General features: G+C 73.1%; 18 protein-coding genes. 11 read left to right on the top strand and 7 right to left on the bottom strand.

What is annotated here, in order from left to right:
* Window positions 1-13: 13 nt before the first annotated feature.
* Entirely contained in the window at window positions 14-139 is a 126-nt protein-coding gene (locus tag AB0N27_RS19525) for a hypothetical protein (protein ID WP_334628212.1), read from the bottom strand.
* A 215-nt stretch (window positions 140-354) separates the two neighbouring features.
* Here AB0N27_RS19525 and AB0N27_RS19520 point away from each other — a divergent pair, with 215 nt between their 5' ends.
* Window positions 355-1845 carry a glycoside hydrolase family 3 N-terminal domain-containing protein gene (locus AB0N27_RS19520; protein ID WP_364371377.1) on the top strand — a complete coding sequence of 497 codons (1491 nt, stop codon included), beginning with the start codon at window positions 355-357 and terminating at the stop codon, window positions 1843-1845.
* On the opposite strand, the gene AB0N27_RS19515 is transcribed toward AB0N27_RS19520, so the two are convergent.
* Both AB0N27_RS19515 and AB0N27_RS19510 read right to left on the bottom strand, forming a co-directional pair.
* Window positions 1842-2129, bottom strand: coding sequence for a GNAT family N-acetyltransferase (locus AB0N27_RS19515; protein WP_364371373.1), 288 nt, complete (start codon window positions 2127-2129; stop codon window positions 1842-1844). The genes AB0N27_RS19520 and AB0N27_RS19515 overlap by 4 nt on opposite strands.
* The gene (locus AB0N27_RS19510; protein WP_364371370.1) at window positions 2126-3352 is read right to left on the bottom strand and encodes a cysteine desulfurase-like protein; all 1227 of its coding nucleotides are present in this window, start codon (window positions 3350-3352) and stop codon (window positions 2126-2128) included. The genes AB0N27_RS19515 and AB0N27_RS19510 overlap by 4 nt, the downstream gene beginning before the upstream one ends.
* Before the next feature lie 75 nt (window positions 3353-3427).
* On the opposite strand from AB0N27_RS19510, the gene AB0N27_RS19505 reads away from it, so the two are divergent.
* The 7 genes from AB0N27_RS19505 (at window position 3428) to AB0N27_RS19475 (ending at window position 7700) form a co-directional block, all read left to right on the top strand.
* Window positions 3428-3793, top strand: coding sequence for a hypothetical protein (locus tag AB0N27_RS19505; RefSeq protein WP_364371368.1), 366 nt, complete (start codon window positions 3428-3430; stop codon window positions 3791-3793).
* A 59-nt stretch (window positions 3794-3852) separates the two neighbouring features.
* Window positions 3853-4674 carry a DUF1206 domain-containing protein gene (locus tag AB0N27_RS19500; RefSeq protein WP_364371365.1) on the top strand — a complete coding sequence of 274 codons (822 nt, stop codon included), beginning with the start codon at window positions 3853-3855 and terminating at the stop codon, window positions 4672-4674.
* A gap of 82 nt (window positions 4675-4756) precedes the next feature.
* Window positions 4757-5959, top strand: a complete 1203-nt coding sequence (locus tag AB0N27_RS19495; RefSeq protein ID WP_364371362.1) for a mechanosensitive ion channel domain-containing protein — start codon at window positions 4757-4759, stop codon at window positions 5957-5959.
* 207 nt (window positions 5960-6166) lie between these two features.
* On the top strand, window positions 6167-6601 hold the full coding sequence (locus AB0N27_RS19490; protein ID WP_364371360.1) for a phage holin family protein: 435 nt from the start codon (window positions 6167-6169) through the stop codon (window positions 6599-6601).
* Window positions 6598-6939, top strand: a complete 342-nt coding sequence (locus AB0N27_RS19485; protein WP_364371357.1) for a DUF3618 domain-containing protein — start codon at window positions 6598-6600, stop codon at window positions 6937-6939. The genes AB0N27_RS19490 and AB0N27_RS19485 overlap by 4 nt, the downstream gene beginning before the upstream one ends.
* Window positions 6936-7208 carry a DUF4235 domain-containing protein gene (locus AB0N27_RS19480; protein WP_354819242.1) on the top strand — a complete coding sequence of 91 codons (273 nt, stop codon included), beginning with the start codon at window positions 6936-6938 and terminating at the stop codon, window positions 7206-7208. The genes AB0N27_RS19485 and AB0N27_RS19480 overlap by 4 nt, the downstream gene beginning before the upstream one ends.
* 288 nt (window positions 7209-7496) lie before the next feature.
* A complete protein-coding gene (locus tag AB0N27_RS19475) occupies window positions 7497-7700 on the top strand; it encodes a cold-shock protein (RefSeq protein ID WP_007075740.1) in 204 nt (67 codons plus the stop codon).
* Window positions 7701-7810: 110 nt separating this feature from the next.
* On the opposite strand, the gene AB0N27_RS19470 is transcribed toward AB0N27_RS19475, so the two are convergent.
* Together AB0N27_RS19470 and AB0N27_RS19465 are read right to left on the bottom strand one after the other, a co-directional pair.
* Window positions 7811-8005 (bottom strand): hypothetical protein, encoded by a 195-nt coding sequence (locus AB0N27_RS19470; protein WP_364371353.1) that lies wholly within the window; start codon window positions 8003-8005, stop codon window positions 7811-7813.
* 4 nt (window positions 8006-8009) lie between these two features.
* A complete protein-coding gene (locus tag AB0N27_RS19465) occupies window positions 8010-8993 on the bottom strand; it encodes an aldo/keto reductase (RefSeq protein ID WP_364371350.1) in 984 nt (327 codons plus the stop codon).
* An 84-nt stretch (window positions 8994-9077) separates the two neighbouring features.
* Between AB0N27_RS19465 and AB0N27_RS19460 the strand changes: the two genes are divergently transcribed.
* On the top strand, window positions 9078-9872 hold the full coding sequence (locus AB0N27_RS19460) for a trans-aconitate 2-methyltransferase (protein WP_364371347.1): 795 nt from the start codon (window positions 9078-9080) through the stop codon (window positions 9870-9872).
* Window positions 9869-10891 carry an adenosine deaminase gene (locus AB0N27_RS19455; RefSeq protein ID WP_364371345.1) on the top strand — a complete coding sequence of 341 codons (1023 nt, stop codon included), beginning with the start codon at window positions 9869-9871 and terminating at the stop codon, window positions 10889-10891. The genes AB0N27_RS19460 and AB0N27_RS19455 overlap by 4 nt, the downstream gene beginning before the upstream one ends.
* 216 nt (window positions 10892-11107) lie before the next feature.
* Here AB0N27_RS19455 and AB0N27_RS19450 read toward each other — a convergent pair whose 3' ends face one another.
* Window positions 11108-12511, bottom strand: a complete 1404-nt coding sequence (locus AB0N27_RS19450) for a HAMP domain-containing sensor histidine kinase (protein ID WP_364371342.1) — start codon at window positions 12509-12511, stop codon at window positions 11108-11110.
* Window positions 12512-12540: 29 nt separating this feature from the next.
* Window positions 12541-13230, bottom strand: coding sequence for a response regulator transcription factor (locus AB0N27_RS19445; RefSeq protein WP_364371339.1), 690 nt, complete (start codon window positions 13228-13230; stop codon window positions 12541-12543).
* Between the two features lie 73 nt (window positions 13231-13303).
* On the opposite strand from AB0N27_RS19445, the gene AB0N27_RS19440 reads away from it, so the two are divergent.
* Window positions 13304-14224: an ADP-ribosylglycohydrolase family protein gene (locus AB0N27_RS19440; RefSeq protein WP_364371336.1), complete on the top strand. Its 921-nt coding sequence runs from the start codon at window positions 13304-13306 to the stop codon at window positions 14222-14224.
* The last annotated feature ends 138 nt before the right edge of the window (window positions 14225-14362 follow it).

The following is a 14362-nucleotide window of genomic DNA, read 5'->3' as shown; positions in this document are numbered from 1 at the left end:
GTGGCGCCGTTTCTCAGCGCTTGCCGAACATGGCCCGGATCGCGGCGAGCAGCAGCAGGGCGCCGACGACGAGGCCGAGCAGGCGTACGCCGGGGATGTCGGCCGGGCTCGTGGCGTCGGCCAGCAGGGCGGGATCCATAGCCGCACTCTCCCCGGGCCCGGGCACTCAGGCAACTGTAAGGTTTATTGACTATTCAATCGCTCGGTGTGACCATGGCAGCACCGCCTGCCCGGGCGGTGCGCCGAGGGCGCGCGAGAGATGGGGTACGGGGGCCGCATGAGCGAGCGCAACCAGCGGGTCGGCGGGTACGCGTCGACGCCGGGAACGGACGCCCAGCACCGCGAGGGGATCGCGTGACCGCGCCAGCCGGAGACCTGTCGGCGCTCGCCGCCGCCGTCCTGCAACCCGGGTTCGTCGGCACCACCCCACCGCCGTGGGTGTGCCGTTGGCTCGGTGAAGGCCTCGGCTCGGTGGTCCTGTTCGCCCGCAACATCGTCGACCCCGCCCAGGTGGCGGCCCTCACTGCCACGCTGCGCGCCGAACGCCCGGACGTCATCGTGGCGATCGACGAGGAAGCCGGCGACGTCACCCGCATCGAATCCGGCCGGGGCAGCTCCCGGCCCGGCAACTTCGCCCTCGGCGCGGTCGACGACCCGACGCTGACCGAGGCGGTCGCCCGCGACCTCGGCACCGAACTGGCAGTCGCCGGGGTCACCCTCGACTACGCCCCGGACGCCGACGTCAACTCCAACCCGGACAACCCGGTGATCGGCGTGCGTTCCTTCGGCGCGGACCCGGCGCTCGTCGCCCGGCACACCGCCGCCTGGGTCCGCGGGCTCCAGGCCGGTGGCGTCGCGGCCTGTGCCAAACACTTCCCCGGCCACGGCGACACCCGGGTCGACTCCCACCACGACCTGCCCCGCATCACCGCCGACCGGGACCGGCTCGACGCCTGCGAGCTGGCCCCGTTCCGGGCCGCCGTGGCCGCCGGGGTGCAGGCGGTGATGACCGGCCACCTGCTGGTCCCCGCCCTGGACCCGGAGCTGCCGGCCACCCTGAGCCAGCGCATCCTGGGCGGGCTGCTCCGCGACGAGCTGGGCTTCTCCGGCGTGATCGTGACCGACGCCGTCGAGATGCGCGCCGTCGCCGACAGGTACGGCTTCGCTGGAGCGGCAGTGCGCGCGCTCGCGGCCGGCGCCGACGCGATCTGCATCGGCGGTGAACGCGCCGGCGAGCGGGACGCCCGCGAACTGCGCGACGCCATCGTGGCCGCCGTGGTCTCCGGTGAGCTGCCCGAGGAACGCCTCGCCGAGGCCGCCAAGCGGGTCGGTCAGCTCGCCGCCTGGACGGTCGCCGCCCGCACCACCCTGTCGAACGGGGCGCGCGGCGCCACCGACGTCGGGCTCGTCGCCGCCCGACGCGCCGTGCGGGTCAGCACCACGCGACCGGGACCGGCCGTGCTGCCACTGAGCCGCCCCGCGTACGTGGTCGAGTTCGAGCCGCCGCGCAACATCGCCATCGGCGCCGAAACCCCGTGGGGCATCGGGGAGCCGCTGGGCGAGCTGCTGCCGGGCACCGACACCGTCCGCTACGCCGAACCGGACGTGCCCGCCGACCCGGGCGCCCCGGCGGGTGGGCGTCCCCTCGTGCTGGTGGTCCGCGACCTGCACCGGCACGACTGGATGCGGGACGCCGTACGGCGGGCGGTCGCGGCCCGCCCGGACGCGGTAGTCGTCGAGCTGGGCGTACCCGAGCTGGTCACCGGGGCGGTGCACCTGGCCACCCACGGCGCCACCTGGGCCAGTGGGCGGGCGGCCGCCGAGGCGCTGACCGGCCGGACCTAGGCCTGCTCGACGACCAGGTCGGCGTACTCGGGGTGTTTGTCGACGAACGCGGCCACGAACGGGCACTGCGGCACCAGCCGGCCACCCCTGGCGCGGATCGCGTCCAGGGCACCCCGGATCAGCGCGCTGGCCACGCCCTTGCCCTGGAATCCCGGGTCCACCTCGGTGTGGGTGAGGACCAGCACCTCCCCCCGGGGCACGTACGCGGTGAAACCGGCGAGCGCGTCGTCGACCAGGATCTCGAAGCGGTTCTTGGCGGGGTTGTCCTCGACCAGGGTGCTCACCGGGTCATTCTCCCTTCCCGGTCGAGCACCACGTCGAGTTCGGCGAGCAACAGGTCCACCTCGTCGGCGGTGTTGTAGTGGTAGATGCTGGCCCGCACCGCGCCGCCGCTGTCGCGCAGACCCATCAGTCGGAAGTACTCGTAGGCGTAGTAGTCGCCGGCCGAGAGGCAGAAACCGGCGGCGCCCAACGCCTCCTGGGTGGCCGTCGGTGACATCCCGGCGACCCGGAACGACACGGTCGGGCAGCGCCGGGCCGGCGAACCGTAGACGGTGACGGCGGGCCGTTGCGCCAGCCCGGCGAGCAGCCGCTCCAGCAGCGCCTCCTCGTGCGCCCGCGCGGCGGCCAGTCCGGCGCGCAGCCGTGCCCGCCGGTCGCCGGCCGCCTCCGGGTCCAGCCCGGCCAGGTGGTCCACGGCAGCGGTGACGCCGGCCAGCAGTGGGAAGCTCGGGGTGCCGTACTCGAACCGGTCCGGCACCGCGTCGGACGACGGCAGCAGCTTCGCCGGGCGCAGCGCCTCCCAGTGCGCCGGGTCGGCCACCATCGCCGCCAGGTGCGGCCCGGACCACTTGTAGGCGCTGGTGACCAGCACGTCGGCGCCGAGCGAGGCCAGGTCGGTAGGCCCGTGCGGCACCGAGTGGACCCCGTCGACGCAGACCAGCGCGCCGACCGCGTGTGCGATCTTGGCGATCGCCGGCACGTCCGGCACGGTGCCGATGGCGTTGCTGCCGGCGGTCACCGCGACCAGCCGGGTCCGCTCGCCGACCAGGTCGGTGTACTGCGCGGCGGGCAGCTCGCCGGTCTCCCGGTCCACCTCGGCCCAGCGCACCGTCGCGCCGGCCGCCTCGGCCGCCTGCACCCACGGCCGCACGTTCGCGTCGTGGTCGAGCCGCGACACCACCACCTCGTCGCCCGGCCGCCAGGTCGCGCCGAGCGTGCGGGCCAGGGTGTACGTCAGCGCGGTGGCGCTCGGACCGAGCACCACTCCGGCCGGGTCGGCGTCGAGCAGGTCGGCCACCGCCGAGCGCGCCTCGGCCACCAGCTCCAACGAGCGGCGACCCGGGACGAAGGCGGCACTGCGGTTGCCGACCGCGCTGCGCAGGGCGTCGGCCACCGCATCGATCACACCGGCCGCGGTCTGGGTGCCCCCGGCACCGTCGAAGTGGACGAAGCCCTCGGTCAGGGCGGGGTAGGCGGCCCGGGTGCGGGCGATGTCGAAGGGCATGTCCCGGACCCTAGCCGGGATGCGTCGCGCCTTCGTCGCCGGCTGGCGTCGCCGGCGTCTCGTACTCTTGGCGGGGTGACGAACCGACCCGCCACCATGCCCCCCGCCCCCGTCCGCCGCGCCGCCGGTCTGTTCGCCGGTCTGGCCCTCGGTCTCGCCGTGCTCGCCGGTTGCAGCTCCCAGGGCGCCTCCACCGACTGCGGGCTGGACGCCTGCACCGTCACCTTCGAGCGGGGTGTCGACGCGAGCGCCACAATCCTCGGCGTCGAGGCCAAGCTGGTGGGCGCCGAGGGCGACCAGGTGACGATCGAGGTCGCCGGCGAGCAGTTGACCCTCACCACCGGGCAGCAGGCCACCGAGGCCGGCGGCTTCGCGGTGACCCTGGACAGCGTCACCGACCAGCAGGTCAAGATCCGCGTATCCCGTAACCCGGGTAACTGACCGCCCCGGGCGGCGGTGGCCGACGTTTGGAAATCTTCGTAAACGGAGATTGTGGCGCCATGTCACTTACCCGTAACGCCGAAGCCACCGCCTCCCGTACGGCGGACAGCCGGTGGCTGGAACTCCTCGCCCGGGCCGGCTTCATCGGCTACGGCATCGTGCACCTGCTCTTCGCCTGGCTGGCGTTGCAGATCGCGTTCGGCACGTCGTCCGACGACGGCGACCAGTCCGGCGCCCTGCGGACCCTCTCCGAACAGCCCCTCGGCAAGTTCCTCGTCATCGCCATCGCGGTCGGCCTGCTCGCGATGGCGATCTGGCAGGGGCTTGAGGCGGCTGTCGGGCATCGCGCCGAGCGCGACAAGGAACGGGTCATGGAACGGGTCGCCTCGGCCGGCCGGACCATCGTCTACCTCTACTTCGCCTGGACCGCGTTCAAGGTCTTCTCCGACGCCGGGTCTAACAGCGCCGACCAGCAGGAGGCGCTGACCGGCAAGCTGATGACCTCCAGCGGTGGCCGCTGGCTGGTCGGTCTGGCCGGGCTGGTGCTCGCCGCGATCGGCATCGGCCTGGTGATCTACGGCATCCGCAAGAAGTTCGAGAAGCACCTGAAGACCGGTGAGATGAGCCCGAAGACCCGCCAGTTGGCCCGCCGCCTCGGGATGGCCGGTTACATCGCCAAGGGCGTCGCCTACGGCATCGCCGGTCTGCTGGTCATCGTGGCCGCGGTGAACTACGACCCGGAGAAGGCCCGGGGTCTGGACGCCGCGCTGCGCACGCTTCAGGAGCAGTCGTACGGCACGTTCCTGCTGGCCCTCGTCGCCCTGGGCATCGCCGCCTTCGGCGTCTACTGCTTCCTCCAGTCCCGGTACCGCAAGGTCTGAGCTGGTCGATTCCGGCTACGTGCGGCACTCTTGGGCTTTTGCCCGAAGCGCCGACGCCTGGTCGAAGGGAAGCACCGAACCCGTGCAGAGTTACCTCACGACGGCCGTCGCCGCGCTCGCCGCGGCGGCGGTCGCTCTCTTTCTGGTCGAGGTCGTCCACCGGCTCATCCGGCGGTTCGGCCGCCGGTCGCAGCTGTCGACCGAGCTGACAGATCACGCGCACCGCCCGTTCCAGGTCGCCGGGACGGTCCTGGCCGTGCAGTTCGCCGTCCGGTTCAGCACCGGGTACGCCGTCGGCGAGCACTGGCGGCAGCTGCTGCTGCACCTGCTCGTCCTCGGCGTGATCGCCACCACCGCCTGGCTTGTCGCGTCGCTGCTGGTCGTGGTCGAGGACACCGCGCTGGCCCGCTTCCGGGTGGACGTGCCGGACAACAGGCACGCCCGGCGCGTCCGCACCCAGGTGGTGATGCTGCGCCGGCTCACCATCGCGGTGATCGTCATCCTGACCGTCGGCGTGATGCTCATGACGTTCCCGAGCGTGCGCGGCATCGGCGCCGGCGTGCTCACCTCCGCCGGTGTGGTGGGTGTGGTGGCCGCCCTCGCCGCGCAGAGCCTGCTTGGCAACGTCTTCGCAGGCCTCCAGCTCGCCTTCAGCGACGCCGTACGCCTCGACGACGTGGTGGTCGTCGAGGGGGAGTGGGGCCGCATCGAGGAGCTGACCCTCAGCTACGTGGTGGTGCAGATCTGGGACGACCGGCGGCTGATCCTGCCCACGTCGTACTTCACCAGCAAGCCCTTCCAGAACTGGACCCGCACCGAGGCGGCGGTGCTGGGCACCGCCGAGTTCGACGTCGACTGGGCGGTGCCGGTGCAGACCATGCGCGAGGAGCTGCGCCGCCTCGTGGAGGGCACCGAGCTGTGGGACGGGCGGGTCTGCGTCCTGCAGGTCACCGACGCCACCGGCGGAACGGTACGGGTACGCGCGCTGGTCAGCGCCGCCGACGCCGGCAGCCTGTGGGATCTGCGCTGCCTCGTCCGCGAACACCTGGTCGCCTGGATCCGGGACAACCGGCCCACCGCGATGCCCCGGATGCGTACCGAGCTGGGCGACGCCAGCAGCAACCTGCCGTGGCAGTGGGTGCAGCCCCGCCGGCCGGTGCGCCGCCCGGGCGGCACCGAGGCCCCCGACGACGCCCGCGTCTTCGGCGGCAGCGACGACGGCGACGCCCGCAGCGAGGCCTTCGTGGGCCCCGACGAAACCTCCTCCGCGTCCCTGCGTCCCTAGCGCGCGCGAGTCGGGGCGGTTGAGAGGTTTGGGCGGGCTTGGGTGGGGGATCCGCTGCCGGACTTCTCTGTCGCGGGCGGTCGCCGGGCGCCGGATTTCGGCGGCGCGGCGACCGGACGACAGGGACGGGCACCCGCGCGCCGCGCTTTAGGATTGACGGGCGGCGACTCCGGGCATACAGCGCGGTGATGAGGAAAGGAGGACAGCATGGCTGACGTGGCGAACGCAGGCACATCCCGCAACGGGAGCGAGCCCTCCACCGCCGAGCTGGTGCAGCGAGCCACCGAGCAGGTCTCCCGCCTCGTACGGGACGAACTGGCGCTGGCCCGGGCGGAGTTGACCGAGAAGGGCAAGCACGCCGGCATCGGGATCGGCCTGTTCGGCGGCGGCGGAGCGATGGCGTTCTACGGCCTGGGAGCGCTTGTCGTCACGGCGATCCTGCTGCTGGACCTGGTACTACCCGCCTGGGCCGCCGCACTGATCGTGGCGGTGGCGCTCTTCCTGGTCGCCGGCATCCTCGCCCTGGTGGGCAAGAAGCAGGTCAGCCGTGCGGTCCCACCGGTCCCGGCGGCCACGGTACGCAGCCTGCGGGCCGACGTGGACACCGTCGCCGCCGCGGTGAAGGACAGGGGACGGGCATGACGGGTAACGGGACCGGCGACACGGAGGCGCTCCGCGAGGAGATCCGTCGTACCCGGGTCGAGTTGGGCGAGACGATGGAGGCGCTGGCCGCCAAGGCGGACGTCAAGGCGCGCCTGAAGGAGTCCGCCGGTCAGGCACGGGAGCGGATGCGCGAGCAGGCGGCGCAGACGGTGGCCCGGGTCAAGGGGCAGGCCGTGCGCCACGCCGAGGACGTGCGGGCGCAGGCGTACGACAAGGGGGACATGGTCCGGCGCAATCCGGTGCCGTGGGCGACGGTGGCCGCCGGCGCGGTGGCCGCCGTGGTGTTGCTGATGATCGTGCGGGGGAGGCGTAGGTGAGCAAGAGCATCGGCAGGGTCGCGTACCGGCCGGCGGGCATCCTGTTGGGTATCGCCGCGGGTACGGTGGCGGGCGCGATCTTCCGGCAGGTCTGGAAGGTCACCGCGGGCGACGGTGAGGCGCCCAACGCCACCGACGAGGACCGCGGCTGGGGCGAGATCCTCGCCGCCGCGGCACTTCAGGGGGCCATCTTCGCGGTGGTCCGGGCCGCAGTGGACCGGGGTGGAGCGGTGGGCGTACGCCGGATGACCGGCCACTGGCCGGACTGACCCGACACATCGACATCGGCCCCCTTCCCGTATCGACGGGAAGGGGGCCTTTCGCACGGGGGAGCACGACGCCCAGCGATCTCAGGCATCCGTCAGGTCACATGTCGGAGAAATTCGTCGGAGAGGTCGTGCAGAGTTTTTGCGTACGTGATTTGCTGTTCCACGCTGTTGCGAGATGGCGTGGGTTGAGAGAAGCCCCGGTCGTGGGGCCGCCTCAGACGCCGCTGCTCGAAAACGGCCAATCGGCCGCACGGCGTGCACGGCCGCCAGTTTTAGAAGGAGATACACATGGCGCAGGGAACCGTGAAGTGGTTCAACGCTGACAAGGGCTTCGGCTTCATCACCGTCGACGGCGGGGGTGCTGACGTGTTCGTCCACTTCTCGGCCATCCAGACCAGCGGCTACCGCACGCTGGAGGAGAACCAGCGGGTGGAGTTCGAGATCGCTCAGGGTCAGAAGGGCCCGCAGGCTGAGCAGGTCCGTCCCATCTGAGTGGTGCGGCCGGCCCCCGCCGGCCAGTGGGACGATCCGGCCAGGGGTCGTTGTGCAGCCCCGTATCCCGCAAGGGATACGGGGCTGTTCCACGTCCCGGGGCCGACGGGTCAGAGTCGGCGGCGCGACCGCAGGCCGAACCAGATCACCACGAGACCGGCAAGCGCCACGATCGGGCCGAGCACCGCCCAGAACCGCTCGTCGGTCATCACGCTGCCACTGACGTAGCCGAGGCCCTGCACCGTCCACACCGCACCGACCACGACCGCCAGCAGGCCGAGGCTGAGCGTGAGCCAACCCCTCATCGCGTCACCACCTGTCGTGCACCTGCGGGCGGATCAGCTCGTCGTAGACCTCGCGTACCCCTGCCAACTGTTCGGCGGTCAGCGGCGCCTGGGCCGCGGTGGCCGCGTTGCGCCGCGCCTGCTCGGCGTCGCGGGCGCCGGGGATGACGACTGTGACGCCGGGCTGGTCCACCACCCAGCGCAGGGCGAACTGCGCCATCGTGCGGTCCGCGTCGACGAGCGGCGCGAGCCGGCGTACGGCGGCCAGGCCGCGCTCGAAGTCGACGCCGGAGAACGTCTCGCCGACGTCGAACGCGGCGCCGTGCCGGTTGAAGTTGCGGTGGTCGTCGGCGGGGAACTCGGTGTGCTCGTCGTACCGGCCGGAGAGCAGTCCGCTGGCCAGCGGCACCCGGGCGATGATGCCGACCCCGGCCGCCGAGGCCGCCGGCAGGACCTGCTCCAGCGGCTTGTGGCGTACCGCGTTGAGGATGATCTGCACGCTCGCCACGCCCGGTCGGGCGATGGCGGTGAGGGCCTGGTCGCAGGTCTCCACGCTGACCCCGTACCCGGCGATGGCCTTCTCGGCGACGAGGGTGTCCAGGGCGTCGAAGACCTCGTCGGACGCGAAGACGGCGGTCGGCGGGCAGTGCAGCTGGACCAGGTCCAGTGTGTCCACTCCCAGGTTGGCCCGGGACCGGTCGGTCCACTGCCGAAAGTTGGCAAGGGTGTACGCCTCGGCGCGCTGCTCGACGCGGCGGCCCATCTTGGTGGCGACGGTCAGCCCGGCGTCGGGGCGGGAGCGGAGGAAACGGCCGATGAGCTGCTCGCTGCGGCCGTCGCCGTACACGTCCGCGGTGTCGAGGAAGGTGACACCGGCGTCCACGGCGGCGGTGAGCACGGCGGTCGCGTCGGACTCGCTGACGGTGCCCCAGTCGGCGCCGAGCTGCCAGGCACCCAGGCCGACCACTCCGACGCTCCGGCCGAGCCGGTTGAAGCTGCGCTGTTCCATGCCTCGAGCCTAGTGATGGGGTTGCCGGGGTGCCACGCGAGCCGTACCTTAAAACAAAACGAACGTACGGTTTGGGAGGCGACGATGTGGGATCCGACGACATACCTGCGGTACGCGGACGAACGGTCCCGTCCGTTTCACGACCTCGTCGCCCGGATCCCGGCCGGGCGACCCCGCACCGTGGTCGACCTCGGCTGCGGCCCCGGTCAGCTCACCGCCACCCTCGCCGAGCGCTGGCCGGCGAGCCGCGTGGTCGGCCTCGACTCCTCGCCCGAAATGATCGAACGGGCCGCCGCCCTGGACACCCCCGTCGACTTCGCCGTCGCCGACGCCCGCGACTGGCGGCCGGCCGGCGACGAGGACGTGGTCGTCGCCAACGCCCTCCTCCAGTGGGTCCCCGGCCACCGGGAGCTGCTGCGCCGCTGGGCCGCCGAGCTGCCCGCCGGCGCGTGGCTGGCCATGCAGGTCCCCGGCAACTTCGACGCCCCCTCGCACCGGGCGCTGCGCGAGGTCGCCGGTCGTCCGGCCTGGCGTGCCGAGCTGGCCCCCCTGCTGCGCGCCGACCCGGTCGACGACCCCATCGACTACGCCGAGCTGCTGACCGCCGCCGGCTGCTCCGTGGACGCCTGGGAGACTACCTACGTGCACCTGCTGCCGGCCCAGCCCGCCGCCGACCACCCGGTGCTGACCTGGATGGAGGGCACCGCCCTGCGCCCGGTCCGCGCCGCGCTGGACGCCGCCGGCTGGTCCGCCTTCCGCGCCGAGCTGGGGGTACGCCTCACCGCCGCGTACCCGGTCCGACAGGGTCGGGTGTACTTCCCGTTCCGCCGCGTCTTCGTCGTCGCCCAGACCGGCGACCGTGCCGAGGAGATCTCGTGACCGACCTGTCCACCTTCATCGCCGGCCTGCCCAAGGTCGAGCTGCACGTGCACCACGTCGGCTCCGCCTCGCCCCGGATCGTCTCCGAGCTGGCGGCCCGGCACGAGGGCCGCACCCCGGTGCCGGCCGACCCGGCGGCGCTCGTCGACTACTTCGAGTTCCGCGACTTCGCGCACTTCGTCGAGGTCTACCTGAGCGTCGTCGACCTCATCCGCGACCCCGAGGACGTCTGGATCCTCACCCGCGAGGTCGCCCGGGAGCTGGCCCGCCAGCAGGTCCGGTACGCGGAGCTGACCATCACGCCGTACTCGCACGTGCGGCGGGGCATCCCCGCGCCGGCGTTCTGCGAGGCGATCGAGGACGCCCGCAAGCGCGCCCTGACCGACTTCGGCATCGAGCTGCGGTGGTGCTTCGACATCCCCGGCGAAGCCGGCCTGCCCGCCGCCGAGGAGACCCTGCGCATCGCGCTGGAGGAACGCCCCGACGGGCTGATCAGCTTCGGACTGGGCGGCCCGGAGATCGGCGTACCCCGACCGCAGTTCCGGCAGGTCTTCGACCAGGCCCGCGCGGCCGGGCTCCGCTCGGTGCCGCACGCGGGGGAGACCACCGGCCCGCAGACCGTCTGGGACGCGCTGCGCGAGCTGGGCGCCGAGCGGATCGGCCACGGCATCTCCGCCGCGCAGGATCCGGAGTTGCTCGCGTACCTGGCCGAGCGTCAGATCGGGATGGAGGTCTGCCCGACGTCGAACGTGCGGACGCGGGCCGTGGCCAACCTCGACGAGCACCCGCTGCCCCGACTCGTGGAGGCGGGCCTGCTGGTCACCATCAACTCCGACGACCCGCCGATGTTCGGCACCACCCTCAACGACGAGTACGCGGTGGCGGCCCGGCTGCTCGGGGTGGGGCCGCAGGGGCTTGCCGGGTTGGCCCGCAACGCGGTGACCGCGTCGTTCCTGGACCCGGCCGGCAAGCAGGAGATCATCGCCGAGATCGACGCGTACCTCGCCGCCGCCGGCTGAACGGGCCGGCGGGGGAGCAGGGCGCGCGGCGGGAGCGTGGGTGTGGGGGGACCTGTGGCTCCCGCCGCGCGCGCGGCTCCACCGACCGGTGGGTGCACGGTGCGGTGGTCGGTGGAACTGGTGGGTTCGTGCGTCGATCCTGTCAGCCCGCGGCTGATCCACCCCGGTCGTTAACCGCGATCTAAGGAAGACTTGCGCCGGGGCACAGCCCGGGGTTCAGTCGTCGGTGGGGCGCTGCCGGGGCCAGCGGCGGCCGCTGGCCTTCTGCTCCCGGACGTCCCGCGCCATCCGGCCCACCAGACCGAAACGGCTGACCTGCCGGGGCGTCGCCTCCGGGTCGGCGAGCAGCATCACCACGCTCGCCCCGCCCAGCCGGGCCCGGTCGATGCTCACCGATCCGTTGGCCTGCAACGCCACACGCTTGGCGATGTCCAACCCGAGGCCTGTCGAACCCTGGTCGCTGGCCCCCCGGCGCAGCGCCCGGTCCGGGTTGGCGATGCCGGGGCCGGCGTCGTCGATCCGGATGGCCACATAACCGTCGCGGCGGGACACCGCCACCTCGAACGCGGTGCCCTGCGGGGTGTAGCGGAAGACGTTGCCGATCACCGCGTCCAGCGCGGCGGCCAACTCGGCGCGGGGCACCGGCGCCGGGATGCGCAGCTGCGCGCCTGTCACCCGCTGCGGCCGGTTCTGGTCGCTGGCCAGCGCCGCCCAGAACACCATCCGGTCCCGGACCACCTCGCTCACGTCGCACATCGCCGGCCCGGCCTCGTGCGCCACCGCCTTGCGCGTGGTCTTGATCAGCACGTCGATCTCACCTTCCAGGGTGACGATCGCCTGCCGGATCCGCCGGATTCCGCGCCGACGGTCCAGTTCGGCCTCGGAGAACGACCCCACACTTGTGTCGTCGGACTCCAACGCCTCCGCGTCCAGCCGCAGCACTGTCAACGGGGTACGCAGCCGGTGCGACAGGTCGGCCACCAGCTCCCGCTCGTCGGTGCGCGCCGCGTCCAGCCGGTCCGCCATCCGGTTGAAGGCGTACCCGGCCTCGGCCAGCTCCCGGGGGCCGGTCGGCTCCACGCGGACGCCGAGGTCGCCGTCGCCGATGGAGAGGGCGGCCTTGACCAGGCCGCGGGTCGCGTCCACCGCGCGGGCGGCGACCCGGTCGACCACCAGCACCGCCGCGCCGGTCATCGCGGCGCCCACCGCGAACAACAGCAGCCAGGTGCCGCCGGCGCCCCCGCCCAGCGCCGAGTCGGGCACGAACACCTCGACCACCGCCGTCCGGTCGCCCAGCACCACCGGATCGAGCCGGACGACCCCGCCGTCGACGTCGGCGACCATCGAACGGCGCTCGGCGCGGGCCTGGTCCAGATCCCTGGCACCGGCCCGGCCGGCGGACTCGTCCAACCCCAACCCGTGCACCACGGGACGGGTCGGCGCGCCCTCGGCGCTCGCCACCACGGCCCGCTCGACCACCGCCGGCTCGGTGCTCACGGCCAGCGCGCCGGTCACCAGCGCACTACGACGGGCCGCCTCGGCGATCGCCTCCTGGCGGTTCTGCTCCCGCAGACTCAGGCCCAGGGGGATCAGGAACGCGAGCGCGACGAGACTGCACATGCCGGCCGTGAGTAGGGCCAGCGCGGACCTCAGTCCGGCACCACCAGCCGGAACCCGACCCCCCGCACGGTGCGCAGGTAGCGCGGCTTCGCCGCGGACTCGCCCATCTTTCGGCGTAGCCAGTACAGGTGAACGTCGATGGTCTGATCCTCGCCGACCGATGGCTGACGCCATACCTCCTCCAAGAGTTCCCGGCGGGACACTACCCGCCCGGGTCGTGCGGCGAGATAGGCCAGCAGGTCGAATTCCTTGCGGGTCAGCGCCAGCGCCTCCCCGTCGAGCTGGGCGCTGCGCTCACCGACGTCCACCCGCAGCCCGCCCACTGTGTGCACCGCGGGTTGCACCGTCCGGCTGGCCCGCCCGGCCCGCCGCAGCACTGTGGTGATCCGGGCGTCCAGGTGCGCGCCGGTGAACGGCTTGACCATGTAGTCGTCGGCGCCGGCGCGCAGCAGCTTCACCACCGACTGCTCGTCGTCACGGGCGGTGGCGATGATGATCGGGACGTCGGTGATGCCGCGCAGCATCCGCAGCGCGTCCGAACCGTCCAGGTCGGGCAGCCCGAGGTCCAGCACCACCAGGTCGGGTGTCTCGGCGGCGACGCGGCGCAGGGCGTCCAACGCCGTGCCCACGGCGTGCACGGCGTGCCCCCGGTCGGTGAGGGACCGCAGCATCGCGCCGCGTACGACGTGATCGTCTTCGACCAGGAGCACGGAGGCCACGACAAGACCGTACTTGGCGTGGCAAGTTGATCGCGTTGCGGCGTACCTGGGAAGCGGGCAAGCTGGTACGACGATGTCGTTCACCCTGTTCGTCGATGCCCGCCTGGCGCTCGCCCGGGACAGCCTCGCCGGTCTCTCGACCGGCGACGCGCTCGGCGCTCGGTACTTCGTGCCGGGCGAGGCGTCCCCGGAGCTCGGCGTGGAGGCGCTGCCCGCCGCGCCCTGGGAGTGGACCGACGACACCGAGATGGCCTGCTCGGTCCTCGCCGAGCTGGCCGACGCCGGCGGCATCGACCGGGACCGGCTGGCGCTGGCGTTCGCGCACCGGTGCTCCCCGCACCGCGGCTACGGCTCCGGCGCGCTGGCGATCCTGCGACTCATCCGCACCGGCACGCCGTGGCCGCTGGCTGCCGCGTCCGCGTTCGACGGCGAGGGCTCGTGCGGCAACGGCGCGGCGATGCGGGTGGGTCCGTTGGGCGCGTACTTCGCCGACTCGACCGCCCGCGCGGCGGCGCAGGCCCGCGCCTCGGCGGAGGTGACCCACGCGCACCCGGAGGGGATCGCCGGCGCGGTCGCGGTGGCGGTGGCCGCCGCGTTGGCCGCCCGTGCCCGCCTCGACGGGCACCGGCCGGCTCCCGAGCGGTTGCTCGCCGGGATCGCCGCCGCCGTCGACCCCGGCACCGAGGTGCACCGCGGCGTCAGCCGGGCGGCCGGGCTGCTCGGCCGGCCACTGCCCCGGGTGGTGGCGGCGCTGGGCAACGGCTCCCGGGTGACCGCCCAGGACACCGTCGGGTTCACCCTCTGGGTGGCCGCCACCCACCTCGACGACTATCCGGCGGCGATCCAGACGTGCGTGCGCGCCGGTGGGGACGTGGACACCACGGCCGCCATCGCGGGTGCGGTGGTGGCCGCGTACACCGGCGTCGGCACCCCGGGCGGCGTACCCCACTCCTGGCTCACGGCCCGCGAACCCCTCCCCACCTGGCTCCCCTAACCCGCCCGCGCCCCGCCCCGTCGATCTTGCACTTTCTGCCCGGACATAAGTACGTATTCCGCTCAAATCCCCAACAGAAACTGCAAGATCGGCGCGGCGAGGGGCGGCGAGGGCGGCGAGGGGCAGAGGGCGGCGAGG

It is taken from the genome of Micromonospora sp. NPDC093244, from assembly GCF_040683695.1.
Lineage (GTDB): Bacteria > Actinomycetota > Actinomycetes > Mycobacteriales > Micromonosporaceae > Micromonospora.
This window is presented reverse-complemented; position numbering and strand designations above follow the sequence as displayed.

Excerpts from the sequence above, each read along its gene's own strand:
- AB0N27_RS19525 (WP_334628212.1), bottom strand. The coding sequence starts at position 139 with ATGGATCCCGCCCTGCTGGCCGACGCCACGAGCCCGGCCGACATCCCC.
- AB0N27_RS19510 (WP_364371370.1), bottom strand. The coding sequence starts at position 3,352 with ATGCCCTTCGACATCGCCCGCACCCGGGCCGCCTACCCCGCCCTGACC.
- AB0N27_RS19500 (WP_364371365.1), top strand. The coding sequence starts at position 3,853 with ATGTCACTTACCCGTAACGCCGAAGCCACCGCCTCCCGTACGGCGGAC.
- AB0N27_RS19490 (WP_364371360.1), top strand. The coding sequence starts at position 6,167 with ATGGCTGACGTGGCGAACGCAGGCACATCCCGCAACGGGAGCGAGCCC.
- AB0N27_RS19485 (WP_364371357.1), top strand. The coding sequence starts at position 6,598 with ATGACGGGTAACGGGACCGGCGACACGGAGGCGCTCCGCGAGGAGATC.
- AB0N27_RS19475 (WP_007075740.1), top strand. The coding sequence starts at position 7,497 with ATGGCGCAGGGAACCGTGAAGTGGTTCAACGCTGACAAGGGCTTCGGC.
- AB0N27_RS19470 (WP_364371353.1), bottom strand. The coding sequence starts at position 8,005 with ATGAGGGGTTGGCTCACGCTCAGCCTCGGCCTGCTGGCGGTCGTGGTC.
- AB0N27_RS19465 (WP_364371350.1), bottom strand. The coding sequence starts at position 8,993 with ATGGAACAGCGCAGCTTCAACCGGCTCGGCCGGAGCGTCGGAGTGGTC.
- AB0N27_RS19460 (WP_364371347.1), top strand. The coding sequence starts at position 9,078 with ATGTGGGATCCGACGACATACCTGCGGTACGCGGACGAACGGTCCCGT.
- AB0N27_RS19450 (WP_364371342.1), bottom strand. The coding sequence starts at position 12,511 with ATGTGCAGTCTCGTCGCGCTCGCGTTCCTGATCCCCCTGGGCCTGAGT.
- AB0N27_RS19440 (WP_364371336.1), top strand. The coding sequence starts at position 13,304 with ATGTCGTTCACCCTGTTCGTCGATGCCCGCCTGGCGCTCGCCCGGGAC.